This window comes from Kitasatospora sp. DSM 101779 (assembly GCF_025655475.1).
In the GTDB taxonomy this organism is placed as follows: domain Bacteria; phylum Actinomycetota; class Actinomycetes; order Streptomycetales; family Streptomycetaceae; genus Kitasatospora.
Map to the genome: position 1 here is coordinate 7566727 of NZ_JAHTIK010000001.1, position 20417 is coordinate 7587143.

Annotated in this window: 17 protein-coding genes and 4 pseudogenes; 12 read left to right on the plus strand and 9 right to left on the minus strand. The window is 75.6% G+C overall.

Annotated features, from left to right (window positions below; translation table 11 throughout):
• Positions 1–7 precede the first annotated feature (7 nt).
• Entirely contained in the window at positions 8–769 is a 762-nt protein-coding gene (locus KSNIM_RS34415; protein WP_263107087.1) for a GNAT family N-acetyltransferase, read from the minus strand.
• A 375-nt stretch (positions 770–1144) separates the two neighbouring features.
• Positions 1145–1870, minus strand: coding sequence for a DedA family protein (locus KSNIM_RS34420; RefSeq protein WP_263107088.1), 726 nt, complete (start codon positions 1868–1870; stop codon positions 1145–1147).
• A 575-nt stretch (positions 1871–2445) separates the two neighbouring features.
• On the opposite strand from KSNIM_RS34420, the gene KSNIM_RS34425 reads away from it, so the two are divergent.
• Positions 2446–4515 carry a protease pro-enzyme activation domain-containing protein gene (locus KSNIM_RS34425; RefSeq protein ID WP_263107089.1) on the plus strand — a complete coding sequence of 690 codons (2070 nt, stop codon included), beginning with the start codon at positions 2446–2448 and terminating at the stop codon, positions 4513–4515.
• A gap of 363 nt (positions 4516–4878) precedes the next feature.
• Here KSNIM_RS34425 and KSNIM_RS34430 read toward each other — a convergent pair whose 3' ends face one another.
• On the minus strand, positions 4879–5175 hold the full coding sequence (locus KSNIM_RS34430) for a cytosine permease (RefSeq protein WP_411543904.1): 297 nt from the start codon (positions 5173–5175) through the stop codon (positions 4879–4881).
• Between KSNIM_RS34430 and KSNIM_RS34435 the strand changes: the two are divergent.
• Positions 5062–6035, plus strand: a pseudogene (locus KSNIM_RS34435) (amidohydrolase family protein); the annotation flags it as partial. The gene KSNIM_RS34430 and the pseudogene KSNIM_RS34435 overlap by 114 nt on opposite strands.
• A gap of 88 nt (positions 6036–6123) precedes the next feature.
• Here KSNIM_RS34435 and KSNIM_RS34440 read toward each other — a convergent pair.
• Positions 6124–7407, minus strand: a complete 1284-nt coding sequence (locus tag KSNIM_RS34440; RefSeq protein WP_263107090.1) for an ABC transporter substrate-binding protein — start codon at positions 7405–7407, stop codon at positions 6124–6126.
• A gap of 466 nt (positions 7408–7873) precedes the next feature.
• Here KSNIM_RS34440 and KSNIM_RS34445 point away from each other — a divergent pair, with 466 nt between their 5' ends.
• The 5 genes from KSNIM_RS34445 to KSNIM_RS34465 all read left to right on the plus strand — a co-directional run bounded on the left by KSNIM_RS34445 (position 7874) and on the right by KSNIM_RS34465 (position 12731).
• Positions 7874–9241 (plus strand): CapA family protein, encoded by a 1368-nt coding sequence (locus KSNIM_RS34445; protein ID WP_263107091.1) that lies wholly within the window; start codon positions 7874–7876, stop codon positions 9239–9241.
• A 63-nt stretch (positions 9242–9304) separates the two neighbouring features.
• Complete coding sequence (locus tag KSNIM_RS34450) at positions 9305–10087, plus strand: hypothetical protein (protein ID WP_263107092.1); 783 nt, start codon at positions 9305–9307, stop codon at positions 10085–10087.
• A gap of 146 nt (positions 10088–10233) precedes the next feature.
• Entirely contained in the window at positions 10234–11607 is a 1374-nt protein-coding gene (locus tag KSNIM_RS34455) for a M1 family metallopeptidase (RefSeq protein WP_263107093.1), read from the plus strand.
• A gap of 567 nt (positions 11608–12174) precedes the next feature.
• The gene (locus tag KSNIM_RS34460; RefSeq protein ID WP_263107094.1) at positions 12175–12441 is read left to right on the plus strand and encodes a hypothetical protein; all 267 of its coding nucleotides are present in this window, start codon (positions 12175–12177) and stop codon (positions 12439–12441) included.
• Between the two features lie 65 nt (positions 12442–12506).
• Positions 12507–12731, plus strand: a complete 225-nt coding sequence (locus KSNIM_RS34465; protein ID WP_263107095.1) for a hypothetical protein — start codon at positions 12507–12509, stop codon at positions 12729–12731.
• Positions 12732–12806: 75 nt separating this feature from the next.
• On the opposite strand, the gene KSNIM_RS34470 is transcribed toward KSNIM_RS34465, so the two are convergent.
• Together KSNIM_RS34470 and KSNIM_RS34475 are read right to left on the minus strand one after the other, a co-directional pair.
• A complete protein-coding gene (locus KSNIM_RS34470; protein ID WP_263107096.1) occupies positions 12807–13199 on the minus strand; it encodes an ATP-binding protein in 393 nt (130 codons plus the stop codon).
• 65 nt (positions 13200–13264) lie between these two features.
• A complete protein-coding gene (locus KSNIM_RS34475) occupies positions 13265–13666 on the minus strand; it encodes an STAS domain-containing protein (RefSeq protein WP_263107097.1) in 402 nt (133 codons plus the stop codon).
• Between the two features lie 314 nt (positions 13667–13980).
• Between KSNIM_RS34475 and KSNIM_RS34480 the strand changes: the two are divergent.
• Positions 13981–14244: pseudogene (locus KSNIM_RS34480) on the plus strand (hypothetical protein); the annotation flags it as partial.
• Positions 14166–15083 (plus strand): annotated as a pseudogene (locus KSNIM_RS34485) (PP2C family protein-serine/threonine phosphatase); the annotation flags it as partial. The pseudogenes KSNIM_RS34480 and KSNIM_RS34485, both read left to right, overlap by 79 nt.
• A 148-nt stretch (positions 15084–15231) precedes the next feature.
• On the opposite strand, the gene KSNIM_RS34490 reads toward KSNIM_RS34485, so the two are convergent.
• Positions 15232–15402 carry a hydrophobic protein gene (locus tag KSNIM_RS34490; protein ID WP_263107098.1) on the minus strand — a complete coding sequence of 57 codons (171 nt, stop codon included), beginning with the start codon at positions 15400–15402 and terminating at the stop codon, positions 15232–15234.
• Between the two features lie 279 nt (positions 15403–15681).
• Between KSNIM_RS34490 and KSNIM_RS34495 the strand changes: the two are divergent.
• A pseudogene (locus KSNIM_RS34495) lies at positions 15682–15936 on the plus strand (NADP oxidoreductase); the annotation flags it as partial.
• A 182-nt stretch (positions 15937–16118) separates the two neighbouring features.
• Here the strand turns inward: KSNIM_RS34495 and KSNIM_RS34500 are convergent.
• Positions 16119–16718 carry a hypothetical protein gene (locus KSNIM_RS34500; protein ID WP_263107099.1) on the minus strand — a complete coding sequence of 200 codons (600 nt, stop codon included), beginning with the start codon at positions 16716–16718 and terminating at the stop codon, positions 16119–16121.
• A gap of 171 nt (positions 16719–16889) precedes the next feature.
• Here KSNIM_RS34500 and KSNIM_RS34505 point away from each other — a divergent pair, with 171 nt between their 5' ends.
• Entirely contained in the window at positions 16890–17567 is a 678-nt protein-coding gene (locus KSNIM_RS34505; RefSeq protein ID WP_263107100.1) for a response regulator transcription factor, read from the plus strand.
• On the plus strand, positions 17560–19131 hold the full coding sequence (locus tag KSNIM_RS34510; RefSeq protein ID WP_263107101.1) for an ATP-binding protein: 1572 nt from the start codon (positions 17560–17562) through the stop codon (positions 19129–19131). The genes KSNIM_RS34505 and KSNIM_RS34510 overlap by 8 nt, the downstream gene beginning before the upstream one ends.
• A 67-nt stretch (positions 19132–19198) precedes the next feature.
• Here KSNIM_RS34510 and KSNIM_RS34515 read toward each other — a convergent pair whose 3' ends face one another.
• Positions 19199–20122: an NUDIX domain-containing protein gene (locus KSNIM_RS34515; RefSeq protein WP_263107103.1), complete on the minus strand. Its 924-nt coding sequence runs from the start codon at positions 20120–20122 to the stop codon at positions 19199–19201.
• Positions 20123–20417: the final 295 nt, after the last annotated feature.

Here is a 20417-nt window from a genome sequence, read left to right on the forward strand (position 1 = left end):
CGCCGGGTCAGTCCTCCAGGGCGATGTAGAGGCGGCGGCCCTGCGGGCGGTAGCCGATCCGCTCGTAGACGCGGCGGGAGCCCTCACCGGAGTACTCCAGCCAGACGGACGAGGCGCCGCGGCCGAACATCGTCGCGGTCAGCTCGGCGGTGACCGCCGCCGCGATGCCGCGACCGCGGAAGTCGGGCCGGGTGCCGACGCCGGCCAGCTCCGAGGTGCCGACGGCCGGGGCCGAGCAGATCGCCCCGCCGGCGCAGCCGCCGTCCGGGGAGCGGACGAAGCGGACGGCGCCGCCGCCGTCCTCGGTCCGGCGCAGACGGGCTGCGCCCTCCGGGGAGGACGTGAACTCGCCGGCGAAGGCCTCGGACAGAGCGGCGTCGATCGCCGAGTAGTCCGCGTCGCCCGCCGGGGCCTCGACCAGCGGCGCGGGCGCGTCGCCGTACCGGGGCGGGGTCAGCGTGGCGGGGGTGCAGACCAGGTACTCGTGTACGGCCTCCACGGTGAAGCCGGCCGCGAGCAGCGCCGACTCCACCAGGGGGGCGGAGTCGGGGGCGAACTCGAGCCGGGGCTTCAGGCCGCGGTCGCGGAAGGCCGCGACCAGGCCGGCCAGGTCCGCCGCGGTCGGCTCGGCGCCGGGCAGCGGGGTCGCGTAATTGATGTACGGGCTGGTGGTGCCGGGGTCGAAGCCCGCCACGAAACCGCCGGTCTCGACGACCACGGGGCGGCGGCGCAGGTTGGCAACGGCAAAGCTCTGGACAGGGGTGTCCACGGTGATGATGACCTCACGTCAAGACAAGGGTGGGCGCGGACCCGCACCGAGGCGGGCAGCGCTGGATGTCGGGCCGGACGGAGCCGGCGCCACCGCCGCGCAGGACGATGGCAGGCGGTGCGACTGCACCGCGCGTGGGGCCGCCGTGAGACGGGCGTGGTACGTGAGGCCGCGCAGCAGGCAGACGCTCAGTACCGACGGCGGCCGCTGAGGGACGCCGGGACCATGGACTTCATTCCCTTGGAGTGAGTGCGGCACTCCCGTGCGGAGCGCGGGTCACACCCTGCCATGCTCGCCTGCCGGGTGGCAACCGTTGTCGGTTGAGCGGGCGTCAGGACTTCCCGTCGGCCCTCGGTGATCCGGCCGTCGAGGGCGTCACCGGTCGTCGTCCGCGTCGTCCGCGTCGTCCGCACCGTCCGAAGGATCCGCCCCGCCGGGGTGGGCTTCGTCGGGGTGCGTTCCGCCGGGGAGTGCGTCGGGGGTGGTGGCCACGGTGCGGGCGCGGCGCCGGCGGCGCCAGAGGAGGGTGGCGCCGCCCACCAGCAGGACGAGGCCGACGGCGGCGAGGACACCCATCCAGGTCTGGTCGAAGAGGGCGCCGCCGAGGGCGCCGATGAGGGCGTAGGCGGTGGCCCACAGCAGGGCGGCCGGTGCCTCCGCCACGGCGAAGCGGCGGACGGGCCAGCCGGAGAGGATGCAGGCCGCGATCATGAAGATCCGCCCGCCCGGGACCAGCCGGGAGGGCACCAGGACGGCCCGGCCGTGTTCGTCGAGCCTGCGCTCGGCCTCCTGGACCCGAGGATTGTCGAACCTCGGCCGGATCCGCGCCTCCAGCCGTCCGCCCGCCTGCCCGGCGAGGCGGTACAGCGTGACGTCCCCGCACCATGCGCCGAGGCCCGCGCAGACGACCACCAGCACCAGGTCGCGGGGGACGGCCGACGTGTGCACGGCGGCCGCGGCCGTCGCGCTGACCAGGATGCTGGTCGGGAAGACCGGGACGAGTGAACCGAGCGCCACCAGCAGGAACAGCGCGGGGAAGCCCACCGACTCGGTCGTGCCCGAGTCCGCGGCCAGTGCGGCCAGCGCCGCGGCCGCGATCATCGACCGCACCCCGCTCCCGCCGGTGGACACCACGCCCCCGCCCGGGCACGCCCCTCCCGCCGCCCGGCGGCGGCTGCCGGCTTCCCGGCGCGGTCGGTGTCGGCTGGCACGGCTCGGCGTCCTCGCGGATGGGGCTGGTGGAGATGACTCGGTGGGGTGGGCGGGACCGGTGGGCGGGACTGCGGGTCGGCCCGGACACTACACGCGAAACGGCGCAGGACCCGGCAGGTGCGGCCGCTCACCGGGGACGAGCCGCCTGGTCAGGTGTGCCGATCCCGCCGGACGCGGCACCCGGACCGGCCTCCACGCATGAGCGGACGTCATCCCGTAGCCCGCCTCGGCCGACTGATGATCCGTCCGGACTGGGGCGGCCCAGGCTATGGGTTCCCCCGGGACTGGTCATGTACCGGTAAATCTTTCCGGCCGCCCCTTGAGATCCACGTGATCATCGGAATAGATGACTGACGGCAGTCAACCATCGACGCAGGCCGGCGACTTCTCCGCCGGCCCGCTCTGCCGTGCCCTCGTCGAGCGACACAGACGCTCCACACATCTTCCCGAAGTGGGGGACAGACGTGCCCATAGCACGCAACCGGATCTCCAGGATCGCCGTACCGGCCACCGCCGCACTCATCCTGGGAACCCTCGGCGCGGCCGCCCCGGCCGGCGCTGCCACGCCGACCGGCGAGCAGACCGCCAAGCCCCTCCCCGGCACCCACCCGGAGTGGGCCACCGCGCAGGCCGACGCCGGAGCCGTGCCCGACTCCGCCCCGGCCTCCGCCCGGATCTACCTGGCCGGCCAGGACCAGGCCGGTCTCGCCGCGCTGGCCAAGGCGGTCTCCGACCCGAACTCGCCGGCCTACGGAGCCTTCCTCTCCGACGCCCAGGCCGACGCCCGCTTCGGCGCCACCGCCGCGCAGGTCAAGGCGGTCACCGACTGGGTGACCGGTGCGGGCCTGAAGGTCGACGCCACCACGGCGCACTACGTGCAGGTCTCCGGCAGCACCGGCGCCCTCGCCAAGGCCTTCGGCACCGGCTTCCGCAGCTACCGCACCGAGGACGGCCTGCACCGGGCCGCCGCCAAGGACGCCGTCGTGCCGGCCTCGGCGGCCGGCGCGGTGCTCGCCGTCGGCGGGCTCAGCGACACCCTGCACAAGAACACCTCGCACGCCGTCTCCGTCCGCGAGGCCGAGGCCCGCGCGCAGGCCCGTGCCGGTGCCGCCGCCAAGCTGGCCGGCCCGGACAAGAAGGCCCCGGCCACCCTGCCGACCGTGCCGACCTGCTCCGAGGACGGCTACGGCTCGAAGACCGCCAAGGGCGCGCCGGCGGGCTACGAGAAGAACGAGCCCTTCGCCCCCTGCTCCTACGTCCCGAGCCAGCTGCGCAAGGCCTACGGCGTGACCGACGCCAAGGTGTCCGGCAAGGGTGCCCGGATCGCCATCATCGACGCCTACGGCCTGGCCACCATGGAGCAGGACGCGAACCACTTCTCCACCCTGCACGGCGACAAGCCGTTCGCCGCCGGGCAGTACCGCGAGTTCGTCACCCCGGACAAGTGGACCCACCAGGACGAGTGCGGCGGCGCGGCTGGCTGGGCCGGCGAGGAGGCGCTCGACGTCGAGATGGCGCACGGCCTCGCACCGGACGCCCAGGTGGTCTACGTCGGCGGCAACTCCTGCTACGACCAGGACCTGTACGACGCCATGGCCAAGGTGGTCGACGGGCACCTGGCCGACGTGGTCTCGAACTCCTGGGGCGAGATCATGCACGGCACCGGCGGGGACCTCGACCCCGCGGTGGTCGCCGCCGACAACCAGCTCTTCCAGCGCGGCGCGGTCACCGGCATCGGCTTCACCTTCTCCTCCGGCGACTGCGGCGACAGCTCGCCGGGCGCGGCGGCCACCGGCGTCAACTGCCAGTCCGACACCACCCAGGCGCAGACCGACTGGCCGTCCTCCTCGCCGTGGGTCACCTCGGTCGGCGGCACGGCGCTCGAACTCGCCGACAAGGCCGGCCACTACGGCCGCGAGGTCTCGATGGGCGACCAGCGGTCCGTCCTCTCCGAGGACCAGAAGTCCTGGACGCCCTTCCCCGGCAAGTTCTACTTCGGCGGTGGCGGCGGCGTCTCCAAGGACTTCGCCCAGCCGTGGTACCAGCAGGGCGTCGTCCCGGACCGGATCGCCAAGACCGCGGCCGACGGCACCAAGTCGGACACCCCGCTGCGCGCCACCCCGGACGTCGCGATGAGCGGCGACCTGGTCGCCGCCACCCTGGTCGGCTACACCAATGGCGGCACCTACAGCGAGGGCGGCTACGGCGGCACCTCGGTCTCCGCCCCGGAGTACGCGGCCATGCTCGCCGACGCGGTGCAGGCCCGTGGCGGCCGTGCGATCGGCTTCGCCAACCCGGCGATCTACGACCGGGCCGCCGGCGGCGCCTTCCACGACGTCAACGACTCCGCCGTGCACAACAAGTTCGGCAACGTGGTCGACCTCGGCCTGGTCGGCGGCGCCCTGAAGGTCCGCCTGTACAAGATCGCGGCCGACTACGGCCTGTCGGCGGCCAAGGGCTACGACACCGCCACCGGCGTCGGCACCCCCGGCAAGGACTTCTTCAACTCCTTCCGCCTGCCGCACCACCGGTGACCGCGGGCCGGGACGGCTCGGCGCAGGCTGCGGCCGAGCCGTCCCGGCACCCGATCTGCCGCGCGCCCGGTGGCGAGAGGACACCGGGCGCGCGGCCGTCCTGGGGCGCGGCTTCACAGGTGCAGGGGCATCCATCGGGGGCGCTTGGGGGCACCTTCCGGCCGAAGCCGCGGGAGAACTGCGCAGACTCGGATGCGGCCCGCCGGACGAATCCGGGCTCGGCCCATGTCGCCACGGTGCCCGCCCCCCTCGGAGGCGAAGTTCCCCCGGCCTTCGGCCCGGAGACGCCCGGCGGGCCCCTGAATCAGCCGTCCCACTGCCCTCTTGCGGTCGTGTCACGCGCGGCCGTGGCCACCGGCCCGGTCACGCCGCCCCGGCCGCCTGACGCCGGCGGCCCGTCAGCAGGTAGAGCACGGCGGCGAGGAGCATGCCGACCGGCAGCGACAGGTCGGTACCGCCCAGGGCCGCGGCCACCGGCCCGGTGTACAGCGGGGTGGTGACACACAGGCCCGCCGCCGCGGTGCCCAGCAGCACGGCCGCGGCCCCGGCCGGGTTGACGCCCGCGGTGTACCAGAACGGCCCGCCGCGGCTCTCGTCGGAGAGCTCGCGGCCGTCGTAGCGGTTCCGCCGCAGCAGGACGTCGGTGGCGTAGACGGCCATGGTGGGGCCGGTCAGCACCACCTCTCAGGCTGCCGCGACCTGCCCGCCGTCCGCGCCGTCCGCGCCGTCCTCGCCGAGGCCGCCGCCCGCCTCGAACCCGGCGCCTGGCTGCGCGGCTGGGGCCTCGACCCCAACGCCTTCGGCGACCGGCCGGTCACCGCCGCCGACCTCGGCCCCGTCCTCGACGGCGTCCCGGCCCTGATCGACCTCTTCGACGCCCACTCCGCGCTCGCGAGCCCCCGCGCCCTCGAACTCGCCGGAATCGACGGCCCGCGCCGCTTCGACGAGGGCGCCGAGATCGTCTGCGACGCCGACGGCCGCCCCACCGGGCTGCTCCTCGAGGACGCCGCCTGCGAACTCGTCGTGAACGTCGCACCCAGGCTCACCGACGCCCAGCTACGGGCCAGGGCCGCCGAGGTGCTGCAGCAGATGGCCGCCGCCGGCCTCACGGCGGCCACGCCATGGACGCCAACGGCCCCACCCTCGCCCTGTGCGCCGACCTGGAGGCCGACGGCGCCCTGCCGCTGCGCCTGCGGATCGCCCCCTGGTGCCGGCCCGGCGACGACGAGGAGGCGGTCGAGGCGCTGATCCGGCTGCAGGGCACCGGCGGACGGTTCTGGCGGGTCGACGGCGCCAAGCTGTTCATGGACGGCACCGTCGACAACGGCACCGCATGGCTGGAGCGCCCCGACTGCCACGGCGAGTCCACGCAGTCCTTCTGGCCCGACCCGGAGGCCTACACCCGGGTGATCGCCCGGCTGCACCGCGCCGGCGTCCCCACCGCCACGCACGCCATCGGCGACGCCGCCGTCCGGCACGTCCTGGACTCGGTGGCGAAGGCGCAGGAGAAGGCGAAGGCGAAAGCCGAGCGTGAGAGGCTGTCGCAGAAGTGGTGGCCCGATCGATGTGCGACAGGCCGTCGCAGCCGTGACAGCCGCACTCCCGGCGCTACTGCGGGGCACGCTTGCCGGTGAGCACCCAGCGGACGTCCACGAACCCGCTCTGCTGCTGGGCCAGCCGACCGTTCTCCACCTGCTGGAAGGTCACCCAGGTGTTTGTCAGCCGCGGCGACTCGGCGCTCGGCAGCATGCTCGCCATGCCCCAGTCCAGTGGTGGGGTGACGCCGCCGGTGTCCAGCGAGTCCCCGCTGTCCAGCTGATTGCGCAGCGACTTCGCGGTCAGCGGCAGGCCGGCCGAGGCCAGTCGGTCGGCTGCCTGGAAGAAGACCTGATAGGCGACCCAGGTCGTCTGCACGCCCAGGTCGGAGGCGTCCACCGGCGAGGCCGCCGGCCCGCCCTGCAGGGTGTGGCGCAGCTCGTCCCAGACCGCGGACGACTCGGGCGGGTACCAGCCGGTCACCAGGGCGCCCTCCAGCGGACCCCCCTTGCCGCCGGTGGCGTCCACCACCGACTGCTGCACGCCGCCGAGCACCGCGCCGAGCCGGGTCCGGGTCGGGGCGAGCTTCCGGTAGGCGTCCAGCAGGCCCCGGGTCTGCTCGACGCCGAGCGCCGTGGTCACGCAGCCGTCCTTGTGGTCCCCGCCGACCGCCGCCCGGGCGAGCGCGGCGAAGTCCGGGCCCTTCTCGGCGACCTTCACGTCGGTGAGCGGGACCCCGGCGGGCCGCAGCGCGCCGGACAGGTAGCGGGTGAGGGTGTCGCCGGTCCGGTTGTCGGGGCGCACCAGCGCGATCGACCTGCAGCCCGCCGCGATCAGTTGGCGCCCGCTGCCGGCGATCAGCGCCGGCGTCCCGCCCGCCACCGGGTAGGAGAGCGGGCTGGAGAACTCCGGCCCGGACAGCCCGTACCCGCCCAGGTAGGGGATGCCCGCCGCCTCCAGGGCGGGCATGAAGTCCGCGGCGTGCCGGCTGTACGAGCCGATCACCGCCACCGCGTGGGCGCCCACCGCCTGCCGGGCGCAGGCCGCCGCCCCCTGCGCGGTGTCCTGTTCGTTGCAGGTGAGCACGTGCAGCCGGCGACCGCCGAAGCGGTCCGAGGCGCTGACGGAGCGTCCGATCGCCTCCGCCAGGGCGGTGCTCCCCGACCGGTCGGCGGAGCCGGTGCCGGACGGGGCCATGGTCAGCACGGTCACCCCGGTGCCCTCGGCGGCACCCGCGCCGCCCGCGCACCCGGTCAGGTCGAGCAGTGCCGGCAGCAGCGCCGCAGCCGCCGCCAACCGCCCGGCCCGCCCCGCCCGCATGCCCGCCGTGCCCTGCCGGCCGATCCGCCCTGCCATACCCGCGCCCCTCCCGTGGTCCGCCCGATGTCGGGGGCAAGCCAAGCGAGCCCAGCGCACGTTCAGGCGGCCAACGGGCGAACAGCACGGGGTGTTCGGGGGAAGAGCAGGTCGCTCCGCAAACGTACCACCAGGCCCTCGGGGGCGACTTCATGACGAACCATCAGGCTGTTCCCGCTGGTGAAAGCCGGTTCCGGGGCGGGACCACCGTGCGGTGCCCGCACCGGCATGTTCGGCCAACTCCGGTGAGGTCACCGCGACTCGGCGCCGGCGTACCCCGGCCGGCCGGTGGCTGCGGTGCGGACCGCGGCGCTCGACCGCGACGGGGGCGGGGCCGGGTCGGGCAGCGGGCGCAGCTCCGTCGACGGTGCGTGGGCGGAGGGCCCGGCCGCCGTGCGGCTCGCGCGGCGGGGCGTAGCGTGGTGAGGGTGGCCCGTCAGCGCAGCGGCGTACTCCGGGGCACCTGGTGACGCCGCTCGTCTCCCGCCGCGCCGTGCTGCTGGGTGCCGCCGGCGGAGTGCTCGCCGCGTGCAGTAGCGGCGGGTCGAACCGGCGGCCCGGGCGGGGCGCCGCGACGGCCGCCGAGGCACTCCGGTCGGGCGGCGCCGTCCGGCTGCCGGTGGTGCTGGCCGTCCACCCCGCGACGGCGATCGGCCGCACCGCGACCCGGGCCGAACTGGAGGCCGTGCACTCCGGCGGGGCCGCCGCATGGCAGGGGCTGCGGGTCGTGCGCGGGCCGGGCGCGGTCGCGGAGGTGGCCACGGTCAGGGACGCGGTCGCCGCGGTGACGGCGGACGCCGTGGTACCCGGCACCGCCGTCGTGCCGGTGGACGGCCGGGACCCGCTGACCGCACCGGCCGACTACCCCGTCACCGCCGAGGTCGACGCCGCGACCGCGCCCGACCCGGTGGTCACCAGTCTGTGGACGGGCGACGTGATGCTCGGCCGCCGGGTCGGTGCCGGGATGGCGGCCGCCGGCGACTGGGAGCTCCCGTTCTCACGGACGGCGGACCGGCTGTCCGCCGCCGGCCTGACCGTCGGGAACCTGGAGTGCACCCTCTCCAAGGAGGGCCGGGCCACGCACGGCGGCGATTCCTTCGGCGGCGACCCGAGGGCGCTCGCCGGCCCCCGCCGGGCCGGCTACGACATTCTCACCCTCGGCAACAACCACATGGGCGACTACGGCCCCGACGCCCTCGTCCGGACGGTGGCGATCGCCCGCGGCGAGGGCTTCGCCACCACCGGCGCCGGCGCGGACATCGCCGCCGCCCGGCAGCCGGCCCTGGCGACGGCCGGCGGGCTGCGCTTCGCCGTCCTCGCGTTCTGCGCCGTCGGAGAGTCGCCGGAGGCGGGCCCGGCCACCCCGGGTGTGGTGTGGCAGCGGATGCCGCCGATCACCGGCCCGCTCGCCGAGAACGACCTCGCGGCGCTGGAAACGTCCGTGCGCGCCGCCCGCCCGACCGCCGACGTGCTGGTCGTCGTCCCGCACTGGGGCCGCGAGTACTCGCACCGCCCGGTCGCCGAGCAGTACACCGTCGGCCACCGGCTGATCGACGCCGGAGCCGACGCGGTGGTCGGCATGCACCAGCACTGGGTGCAGCCCGTCGAGATCTACCACGGCCGCCCGATCGTGCACGGTCTCGGCAACTTCGTCTTCGACATGACCTTCTCCGAACAGGTCCAGCAGGCGATGGTGGTCGAACTCGTCCACTGGGGGCGGATCGTGAAGAGCGTCCGGGCCGTGCCGGTGCGGATCGGCGCGGGCGGCGTGCCGTACTTCCTCGACCCGGCCGGCGCCGAGGGCCGGACCATCCTGTCCACGGTGTGGGGCTGACGGACCGTCACTCCAGCCCCCTGCCATCGGCTGACCGATCGGTTCGGCGGACAGGGAGCGGCCTTGGACGCCTCGGCGGACACGGCACGGATCGTCACCGCGCTCGCGGCACGCTGGGCGGCAGAACTCGGCGGCGCCGACGGCAGCGGGACGGTGTTCACCGCCGTCGGCGTCTGGCCGCTGCTCGGCATGCCGGCCGCCGGGGCGGACCACACCGTCCGCAAGGAACTCGAGGAGGCGATCGGCCTGCCCGCCGGCGAGGCCGCCCGACGAGGGCGGGAACTCCTCGCGCTGCTGGGCGACGTGCCCGGCGCCGGAGCCGCCGTCGGCCTCTGGACCGCCGCCCGCCTCCGGCTGGAGCCGCAGAGTGGCTGGCCGCGGTCGGCTCGGACACCCGCGGCACCCTCACGGGCCTGCCCGCGCTCGACCGGATCGTCCTCGACCGGATCGTCCTCGACCGGTGGGCCCGGAAGCACACCGGAGGCCTCGTCCGGTCCGTGCCCCCGGAGCTCCACCGAGAACTGCTGCTCGTCCTGGCCAGTGCCGTGGCCGTCCGCACCCGCTGGCGGCACCCCTTCCACGAAATGGGGCGACCGCATGGGCGACCTGCTGTGGGCCGCGGACCGCACCGCCGACGCGATCGTCCTGTGTCACCTGGGCTGCGGCCGGCGCGAGTGGCTGGGCGTCAGCGGCCCCGAACGCGGCCGGATCTGGTCCGACGACCGCATCGACGACCTTGATCTCGCCCCGCTGCTCGACCCCGACGGCCGGCCCGTCACCTTCGCCCGCCGGTACCTCGACTGGCTCCACGAGGCAGAGCAGTACGTGCGTCAGCAGGCAGCCTGAGCCCGGACCCCCGTGCGTGCGCCGTGCGGACCGGACGGCCCTGCCGCGCCGGTGCGCAACACCCCGCGCCCGCCGTCCGGAGGACCTTTCGGCCGCCCCGGCGCGGCGCCGCCGCCCCTCCGACCGGCTGTCGGAGGATCAGGCGAATGATGAGACGAACCCGGGCGACGGCGGCGGCCTCCGCCGCGGCAGTCCTGCTGCTCCTCACCGGTGCGCCCGCCGGCGCAGCGCTCACCCCGCCGGACCCGTACTTCCCGCTCAGCGGCAACCAGCGCTACGACGTCCGCCACTACGACCTCGACCTCGACTTCACCCCGGCGAGCCACCTGCTGGACGCCCGGGCGACCGTCACCGCGAGCGCGGACCGCTCGCTGGCCACCTTCCGCCTGGACTATTCGGGCCCTGCCGTCCAGCAGGTCCTGGTCGACGGCCGGCCCGCCGCCTACCGGAGCGACGGACAGAAGCTGACGGTCACCCCGGCCCGTCCGATCCGCCCCGGCGCGCTGTTCACCGTCGTCGTCCGCTACCGGGGCACCCCCGAGCGGATCTCCGACCCGGCGCTCGGCGACTACGGCTGGATCAACACCCCGGACGGCGCCGTGGCCCTCAACGAGCCCGACGGCGCCCGCACCTGGTACCCCCTCAACGACGACCTGCGGGACAAGGCCACCTACACCTTCCGGATCACCACCCCGACCGGGGTGACCGCCCTCGCCAACGGGGAGCCGGCCGGCCCGCCGCAGACCCACGACGGCCGCACCACCGTCACCTGGCAGATGCGCAAGCCGATGGCCGGCTACCTGTCGATGGTCGCGATCGGCGATTTCCAGGTCGCCCGCACCACCGACGACGGCCTCCCCAACATCACCGCCTACGACCCGAACGGCAGCGACGACACCCTGCTGCACCCCGCCACCGCGCAGGCGGTCGCCTGGGAGCGGAAGCGCTTCGGCGCGTACCCCTTCGACTCGACGGGCGGCATCATCGACGAGGTCGGCGTCGGCTACGCACTGGAGAGCCAGAGCCGCCCGGTCTACGACCGCGGCCCCGACGAGCTCACCGTCGTCCACGAGATCGCCCACCAGTGGTTCGGCGACAGCGTCACCCCGTCCACCTGGCGCGACATCTGGCTCAACGAGGGCTTCGCCACCTACACCGAATGGCTCTGGCAGGAGGACCACGGCGGACCGTCCGTGCAGCAGGTCTTCGACACCTATTACGAGACGCCCGCCGGCGACCCGTTCTGGAACCTGGAGACCGGCGACCCCGGCCGCGACGAGATGTTCAACTTCGATGCCGTGTACGTCCGCGGCGCGATGACCCTGCACGCCCTGCGCACCACCATCGGTGACCGCGACTTCTTCGACTTGCTCCGCACCTGGGCCCACACCTACCGGTACGGCACGGCGGACACCGGCGACCTGCTCCGCCTGGCGGAGAAGCTCTCGCACCACAGGCTCGGCCCGCTGTTCGACGACTGGCTGTACACGGCGGCCAAGCCCCCGCTGCCGCCGCACTGACCCTCCGTCCGGGACGCCGGCGGCGCGCCACCCCCGCGGTGGCGCGCCGTCGGCGTCCGGCGTTGGTGGCGCCGCGTCAGGCGGTGTCGCAGGCCTCCTCGATGGGCACTTCCGGCCTCCGGTTCGGGTCCGGCCGACGTCCCCCCGACACCGTGGTTGACCGGGCCTTTGACGGGGCAGAGATCCGGTACGCGCAAGGAACGGCGCAGGTGGGCGAAGGTCCTGCCGTGCCGGCGACCGAGGAGGTGACGGTGATGATCAGGATCAAGGTGGTGTCACGCCCCGTCCGGGGCAAGCCGCGGCCTCCGCTCGATCTGCGGACCCCGTCGGGCCGGCCGCTGCCGTACTGAGGGCCGGCCGCGCGCTGCGGTGTGCCCCGCGCGGGCGTACCCGGCCGCGGGCGCGGACCGCACGCTCACGTCGGGCGGGTTTGCGCGGGGCGGCGTCGGGCAGGCGGAGACTCCTGCTCCGCGGACGGAGCAGGGGACGGACCGCATACGCCCCGCCCCGGGCCGGGTCGCAGTAGCCTGGACGGTTCTGCGCCCCAGACGGCGAAGGGAGCCTGCCATGGCCCATGCCGACCGCGACCTCGCCATGCTCGGCGAGAACGTCGAACCCGCCGGCGCGCTGAAACCCGAGACCCTCGACCGGGTCCGCGCGGTGGTGGCCGAACACGCCCGCGACGGGGAGGACCGCCGCCTCCTGCTGGAGGCACTGGGCCTGGCCGGCGACGCACCGGCCACCCACGACGCACCGGCCACCCACGACGCACTGGCCGACACCACCCGGACGGACGAACCGGAGAGCGGTGGGCGGCCGCACCCGTCACACTGACGGCCCGGCGGGTCGGCGGACAGCCCTGTCCGACCGCCCGGCCGAGCCCTGACCGAGGAGGAGCGATGGCATTCCCGCACCACCCTCACCGTGTGCCCGAGGACGGGCCCGAGCCGCCCCGGCAGGACCGCACGGTGCTGGGCGCCCTCGGGGCCCTGCTGGGCGATCTCGCCGCCCTCGGTCCCGGACACGGCCGAGCGGACGACCCGGACGCCGACGAGGGGCCCGATGCCGCCGGCGCCCTCGAACGGCGCTCCCCACGCCCGGGCGGTCTCACGGCGACCGCCTGACCGGACCCGGCGGCCGCCAGGACACCCGGGTCACCCCGGGGCTGTGGGGTGGCCATGACGGTGAAGACCACGCGTTCATTTCTCGAAGCCGTCGGCCTGTGACAGGGCGAGCACGGCCCACACCGCCTTGCCCGCCGGGTGCTCCATGACGCCCCAGGACGAGCTCAGCCGCTCGACGATGAAGAGGCCGTGGCCGCTCGGCCGGGCGGCGTCGTGCGGGCGCCGCGACCGGGGCAGCCCCGGTCCGGCGTCGACCACCTCGATCCGGACGTCCGCACCGAACAGCGAGAGCGTCATCTCGATCGGACCGCCGGCGTGCTGGGCGGCGTTGGCGAGCAGCTCCGCCACGACCAGGCGGACGTTGTCGGCGGCGAGGCCGGCCGGGTCCACGCCCCAGTGGACGAGGGTCGCCTCGGCGAACCGCCGCCCGGCGCGGGTCCGTCCGCCTCCGCCGAGGGCGATCGTCACGCGGGCGGTGAGCGCCGGAGGTCCGTCCCCCGCCCCCTCGCGACCGCTGCTGCCGGCCGCCGCTGTCACGGCCGCCGCTCGCTGCCCCCGGCCCGGAACTCCGCGGCGGAGCCGAACACGGTGAAGACGGTGTCGGCGCCGGTCATGTCCAGCAGGCGCTTCGTCTGCGGCGGCAGCGAGGACAGCACCAGCCGTACGCCCCGCTCCCGGGCCCGGGAGCGCAGCCGGAGCAGCAGGTTGAGCCCGGAGGAGTCGCAGAAGCCGACGCCGCCCAGGTCCAGGCAGAGGGCGGCGGCCGCCGCGTCCAGTGCCGCCTCCAGGTCGGGGCGGGCGGCGTGCGCGCCGTCCAGGTCCAGGTCGCCCTCGACGGCGCAGACGAGCGCACCGTCGAAGGCCGCGGCCACGGTGGTGCGGACGCCGGTGTCCGTCGCCGTTCCGGTCGCCTGGTCGGTGTCGCCGGTGCCCATGTGCGTTTCCCTCCCGCCGCGGCCCTGCGCGGTGCCGCCGTGCCGTCCTTCACCTTCCGTGGGGATGCGTATCACCCGCAGGGATTCGTACCACACGTCCGCCCGGCGATCCTCCGTCCGCCGGCTCCCGTGCCCGGGCGTGGCAGCCGTCCGTCCGGACGTCAATTGGCCTGCCGAGCAGGGCTGGTGCGTACGCGGCCTAGGGTAGTGTCGCCAGCGGCCCGGCCGCCCGCGCGGTCGGCGGTCGCGCCCGGGACCGTGCGCGGCCTCCACCGCCGCCGGGTCGACGCGGCCCCGGCGAGGGGAACGTTGCCGTGACACAGACGCAGCCGGGCCGGACGGCGAACGGTGTCCTTCCCGCGGGGACCAACCCGCCGGGTACGGTCGGCGAGCCCGATCTGCGCAGTCTGCTGGCCGGTCTGACGGCCGTCCGGGGCGGGGACTTCGGCACCCGGCTGCCGGACGACGCGGACGGCCTGCTCGGCGAGATCGCCGGCGTCTTCAACGGCATGGTCGACCAACTGTCCGCGTTCGCCGACGAGGTGACCCGGGTGGCACGGGAGGTCGGCAGCGAGGGCCGGCCCTGCTCCAGCACGCCCAACGCCTCGGCCGCATCGGCAGATTCGAGGAGGACCTGCGGGCGGGCACCGCCACCTGGAACGAGACGGTCTTCGACCTCGACGGGCTGCCGCCGACGGCGCCCCCGGTGACCCTCGACCAACTGGCCGGCCACTGCCACCCCGACGACCGGCACGCCATCGGCCGCTTCCTGCGCACCCTGCTGCACCGCCGCCGGCCGGCCGACACCGCCTTCCGGCTCAACCGGCCCGACGGCGTCGTGCGGCACATCCGGATCGTCGCCGAACCCGTACTGGACCAGTGGTCCCGGCTCACCGCCGTCCGCGGCGCCTACCAGGACGTCTCCGCCCAGTACTGGACGGAGGTCGCACTCGCCGCCACCCGAGAGCAGCTGGCGCACACCGAGGAGAAGGCCGCCGCCCGCAACCGGCTCGCGCTGCAACTCCAGCACGCCATCATGCCGGTGGGCCACGGCCCGCTCGACCTCACCAGGCTGCGCATCGCCGTCCGCTACCGCCCCGCCGAGAAAGGCCACGTGGTCGCCGGTGACCGGTACGACGCCGTCACCCTGCCCAGCAAACGGATCCTGCTCTGCGTCGGCGACGTCGCCGGCCACGGCACCGAGGGCGCCACGGGCATGGTCGCCCTGCGCAACGCCCTGCGCGGACTCGCCGCCACCGGCGCCGGCCCGGCCCAACTGCTCGGCTGGCTCAACAACGTGACGCACCACCTGACCGACCACGTCACGGCGACCGCCGTCTGCGCCCTCTACGACCCCGCCGACCGCACGCTCAGCTGGGCCCGCGCCGGACACCTGCCGCCGGTGCTGCTGAGGGGCGGCCGGGTGCCTGATCGGCATCCAGGTCCGCTGACGTCCTCCCGCTGGTGGCGGTGACGGAGACGGTGCCGCGGGCCCGGCCGGACGCACGGCGCCGGGCCGGCCGCCGGCTCCCCGGCGACCGGCCCGGATCCCGTCCGGCACGGCGCTACCAGCGGTACCAGCGCGCCCGCGAACCGCCGGTCGTGGTGCCGCGGGCGATGAAGCCGATCAGCCACACCGCCAGGACGATGACGGCGATCCACCACAGTGCCTTGAGGGCGAACCCCAGACCGAACAGCAGCAGCGCGAGCAACAGGACCAGGACGACGGCGAGCATGCGCGTTCTCCTCTCACGGTGACGACTGTGCACCGCTGCGGCTGCCCCGGCCCGGCCCGATCATGCGCGCTCCCGCGATCCACCGGTCAGTCGCGTGGACTGCCACCGCTCGGGCCGCCACCGCTCGGGCTGTCACCGCTCGGCCCGCCACCGACCGCTCGGGACGTGCGCGAGCGCCGCCGCGGAGAAGGCACGGGCCGCGGCGCTGCGGTATGCGCTCTCACGCTGGAGCAGGACGACCGACCGTGCGGCAGGGCAGCGGCGGCTCGGTGGGCACCGCTGGACAGGCCGCGGCCCCAGGGCGGCCCGGCGCGCATCGCCCTGCCGGTGGCCGGGGACGACCAGGCGGCCAAGCAGCTGGTCCGCGCGCTCATCGACGAGCTGGGCTTCGGCACCGTCGACGCCGGCACCGTCGACGAATCCTGGCGCCAGCAGCCCGGCACCCCGGTGTACGGGCTGCGCGGGGGCGTGGCGGAGGTGGAGAAGGTCCTGTCCGAGGCCTCACCCGAGCGCTCGGGCGCCTTCCGCGGCTGACTCGGCCCAACAGGACTGACAGGGCAGACACGGCTCACCGAACGGCGGCTGCGGCTGCGGGTGCCGGTCGGTGACGGAGCCTCGGGGGCGGTCGTACCCGCACGGGACGGGACGGCCCGGTGCGGCGGCCTGCCGGAAGGAGGCCGCCGCACCGGGCCCGGGTGGGCCGTCCGGCCCGCGGGTCAGCGGGCCGACCCGTCCACTACGGTGTTGCCGGTGACGGCGCCGCTGGTGCCGTCCACGGTGACCAGGTGCCGGACGCCGTCCGTTCCGACCACCACGGCCTGCCAGCTGCGGCCGCCGCCCTGCCGGTCCGCCGGACGCAGCGACTCGACCTTGCCGCCGGGAACGGCCGCGGCGGCCTTCGCCACCGCGTCGCCCGCGGCGAGCTCGGGCAGCGGCGCGGGGGCGAGCTGCGGTATCGCCTTGCCGGCCGACGGGCCGGACTCCGCCCGCCCGCCCGCCGTCCGCTGCTCGATCACGACCCGTCGCTCGCCGTCCTCACCGCGGACGACACGGTGCTTGAAGCCGCCCGGCCCGCCCGGCTCACCCGGTTCGCCGTCCCGGAGGGCGACCCGGGAGCCGCGGTGCTCCTCCGCGTGGTGCACGGCGGCCGCAGCGACGCCGCCCAGCACGACCACGGCCGCCCCGACCCCGACCCAGCGGGCCGTCCGCCCGCGGACCCACCGCCCGACCGTCCGCCGCCGCCCGCCCGGGCTGACCGCCCCCGGCACCTTGCCGGTCTCCGCACCCGGCTCCGCCGGACCCACAGGCTCGCTCATCGGCCGCCTCTCCTCCACGCTCGTCTCCGCACGGTTCGCCGCACCCCGCTGCCGGGCCCTCGCCAGGCCGGTACGGCGGCGGCCAGCATGCGGCACCGTTCCTGAAGCGGTGCTGAAGAAGCTGAAGACCCCTTCAGGGAGCGCCCGGGGGCACCTGTCACCCTGTAGCGCATGCGGGTACTGGTGGTGGAGGACGAACGGCGGCTGGCCGCGGCGCTGCGGCACGGTCTGACGGCCGAGGGATTCACGGTGGACGTCGCCCACGACGGCGTGACCGGCCTCGCCCGTGCCGCAGAGCAGCCGTACGACGTGATCGTGCTGGACATCATGCTGCCCGGCCTCAACGGCTACCGGGTCTGCTCGCTGCTGCGCGCCGCCGGCCACGACGCCGGCATCCTCATGCTCACCGCCAAGGACGGCGAGTGGGACGAGGCCGAGGCGCTGGACACCGGCGCCGACGACTTCCTGTCCAAGCCGTTCTCCTACGTCGTGCTGGTCGCACGGCTGCGCGCGCTCGCCCGTCGCATCGGCAGCAGGACACCCCGCGCGACCGTGCTCGGCGACCTCGTCGTCGACGCCGCCGGCCGCACCTGCACCCGGGCCGGCACCCCCGTCCGGCTCACCGCCCGCGAGTTCGCCGTGCTCGACCACCTCGCCCGGCGGGCCGGCGAGGTGGTGACCAAGCGGGAGATCCTGGACGAGGTCTGGGAGACCGGACCGGACGGCGATCCGAACATCGTCGAGGTCCACATCAGCGCCCTGCGCCGCAAGATCGACACCCCGTTCGGCCGCGCCGCGCTGCAGACCGTCCGGGGCGTCGGCTACCGGCTGGCGGCCGACGGTGGCTGATCCGGAGACCACCGGGCCGGTGACCGCCTGGCCGGTGACCGCCTGGCCGGTGACCGCCGGGCCGGTGACCGCCGAGCCGGTGACCGCCGAGCCGGTAAGTACCGAGCCGACGACTGCAGGTGACCGGCCCCGCCCCCGCGCCCGCCTCCGCCCCCGCCGCCGGACACGTGGCCGTGCCGCTCGCCTGCTGCGGCGCCTCGCCCCGCGCTCGGTCCGCGCCCGGACCACCCTCGCCGCCTGCACCACCGTCGGCGCCGCCCTGCTCGTCGCATCCACCGCGCTCCTCGGCCTGCTGCACGCCAACCTCGAACGCACCGTCGAGAGCGGCGCCCGCGAGCAGGCGATCGCCGTCGCCAGGCTGGCCGCCGACGCACGGCTCACCCCGCTGCTCCCGCTGGACCACGGCACCGACTTCGTCCAGGTCGTCGACGGGACCGGTCGGGTGGTGGCAGCCAGCCAGAACCTGGCCGGCCGCCCGGCCGTGGCCCCCGTCGGCGGCCCCGACGGCCACACCACCTTCGACCTGCGTCCGTTCGGCGAGGAGCACCGGCAGCGGGTCGCCACCGTCACGGCCACCACCCCCTCCGGCCCGGTCGTCGTCCGCGTCGGATCCTCGCTCCGCACCGTCGACACCGCCCAGCACGTCGCCGCCGCCGCACTCCTGGTCCTCTGCCCGCTGCTGCTGCTCACCGTCGGTGTCCTCACCTGGCGCACCACCGGCCGTGCGCTGGCCCCGGTGGAGGCGATCCGTGCCGGCGTCGCGGCCATCGGCGACCGGCAGCTCGACCTCCGGGTGCCCGTCCCCGCCGCCCACGACGAGATCGCCCGACTGGCGGGCACCATGAACGCCATGCTGGCGCGGCTGGAGGCCGCCGGCGCACGCCAGCGCCGCTTCATCGCGGACGCCTCGCACGAGCTGCGCAGCCCGCTGGCCGTCCTGCGCACCCAGCTGGAGGTCGCGCTGGCGCACCCCGATCCCGAGGTGCGGACGGCCCTGCTCGAAGGCGCCCTGGAGGACACCGAACGGCTGCAGGCCCTCGCGACCGACCTCCTGCTGCTGGCCCGGCTCGACTCCGCCGGCCCCGACCGCACCGGCGATTCCTTCGGTCCCCTCGACCCGGTCGACCTCGCCGAGCTGGTGGCCGGCACGGTGCGGGCCCGGGCCGGCGACCCGCACCCCGTCCGCCTCGAGCTGCAGGACGGCATCGAGGTGATCGGCAGCAGGCTGTGGCTCGGCCGGCTGCTGACCAACCTGCTCGACAACGCCCAGCGGCACGCCGACCGGGACGTCACCGTGCGCCTCCACCGCGAGCCGGGCACCGGATCGGCCGTCCTGGACGTCGCCAACGACGGCCCCGAGGTCGCCCCCGAGGACCGCGAGCGCATCTTCGAGCGGTTCACCCGGCTCGACGACGCCCGCAGCCGCGACCACGGCGGCGCCGGCCTCGGCCTGCCGATCGCCCGCGACATCGCCCGCCACCACGGCGGCGACCTCGTCCTCGCACCGTCGCCGGGCACCACCCTGTTCCGCACCCGCCTGCCGATCCCGAGCACGCCACGTTAGGTCCTTTCTTCAGAGGCACACGGGTGCCCGGCCGCCTCTGGAGGCGGGCCGTGGTTGGGGGAGTCCGTCACGCCGACCAGGTGGGGCGGCCGGCTTCGAGGTGGAGGAGGATGCCGGTCTCCCTGGCCCGCAGAGCGGCGGTGACCCGCGCGCCGAGGATGGGCGGCAGCCGGCGGACGGCCTCCTCGGGCGGCAGCCAGGTCGCGGCCCGGATCTCGCCGTCGGCGAAGACCAGCCCCCCGGCCTGCTGCGGTGTCAGCGGGGTGGTGTCGAAGACGAAGCAGGTCAGCGCCCGGCCGTGCCGGGTCGCGGAGGCCGGGGCGGTGTCCACCACCAGCAGTCGTCCGACCGGGACGTCGAGGGCCAGCTCCTCCATCAGTTCCCGTGCGGCGGCCGGCCCCGGTGCCTCGTGCGCCTCGACCATCCCGCCCGGGAGTTCCAGGTGGTCCTTGTAGCCGGGGTGCAGGACGAGCACCCGCCCGGCGGTGTCGGTGACCAGTGCGGTGGCCGCCGCCATCGGCGCCGGCAGCTGGGCGTAGTGGTCGCGCGGGCCCATCGGTGTCCGGTGGCCGTCGCGCAGCACGGCGGTGTGCGCACCGTGCTCGGCGCCGATCGCGGCCGCGAGCCGCCGCGCCGCAGGGGGCAGGAGCAGCGCGAGCGCCTCCTGCTCGGGGTGGAGGGCGGCGGTGTCCGGCACGACCGACCCGCCCTCGGTGCGGACGGCGTGGACGAAGACCAGGACGGTCCGTCCCGCCGCCGAGGTGGACACCGTGTCCACGGCCAGGAGCCGCCCCGTCTCGACGGACCCTCCGAATCCCTCCGCGAGGGTGCGGAGGAGGGTGCGGGCGGGCTCCTCGTCCGCGACCGGACTGCCGGGCAGCTCCCAGCCGTCGCCGTCGCCGGGCCGGACGAGCAGGATCCGGCCCCGCTCGTCGCGGATCAGGGCCTCCGCGTGCACGGCGGGCGCGGACTGGTGGAGGGGCGGGGTCACGGGCGGGCACTCCAATGCGTTCGGCACACGGTCGTCTGCCGGAGCCTGCCCACGGGGCGCCACCCCGTACGCACGGGATGTCGGCCGGTGTGCGGCGACCCGCGGCGTGGCCCGGCCGGCGACCCGCGGCCCGGCGCGCGCTGCACCAGGGGGCGCAGGAGGGGGCTGTCGTGCGCCGATCGTCCGCCTGTGCGCTCCTGCGCGCCGCTTCCAGCCGTGGTGGACACGGCGCGGCCTCCGAGGGGGGACGCGAGCGCCCCGGTGCCGGACACCGTCCGCATACCCCGCCGCGCCG

Excerpts from the sequence above, each read along its gene's own strand:
- KSNIM_RS34500 (WP_263107099.1), bottom strand. The coding sequence starts at position 16,718 with ATGAGCGAGCCTGTGGGTCCGGCGGAGCCGGGTGCGGAGACCGGCAAG.
- KSNIM_RS34490 (WP_263107098.1), bottom strand. The coding sequence starts at position 15,402 with ATGCTCGCCGTCGTCCTGGTCCTGTTGCTCGCGCTGCTGCTGTTCGGT.
- KSNIM_RS34460 (WP_263107094.1), top strand. The coding sequence starts at position 12,175 with ATGGCCCATGCCGACCGCGACCTCGCCATGCTCGGCGAGAACGTCGAA.
- KSNIM_RS34430 (WP_411543904.1), bottom strand. The coding sequence starts at position 5,175 with ATGGCCGTCTACGCCACCGACGTCCTGCTGCGGCGGAACCGCTACGAC.
- KSNIM_RS34465 (WP_263107095.1), top strand. The coding sequence starts at position 12,507 with ATGGCATTCCCGCACCACCCTCACCGTGTGCCCGAGGACGGGCCCGAG.
- KSNIM_RS34475 (WP_263107097.1), bottom strand. The coding sequence starts at position 13,666 with ATGGGCACCGGCGACACCGACCAGGCGACCGGAACGGCGACGGACACC.
- KSNIM_RS34420 (WP_263107088.1), bottom strand. The coding sequence starts at position 1,870 with ATGATCGCGGCCGCGGCGCTGGCCGCACTGGCCGCGGACTCGGGCACG.
- KSNIM_RS34455 (WP_263107093.1), top strand. The coding sequence starts at position 10,234 with ATGATGAGACGAACCCGGGCGACGGCGGCGGCCTCCGCCGCGGCAGTC.
- KSNIM_RS34505 (WP_263107100.1), top strand. The coding sequence starts at position 16,890 with ATGCGGGTACTGGTGGTGGAGGACGAACGGCGGCTGGCCGCGGCGCTG.
- KSNIM_RS34440 (WP_263107090.1), bottom strand. The coding sequence starts at position 7,407 with ATGGCAGGGCGGATCGGCCGGCAGGGCACGGCGGGCATGCGGGCGGGG.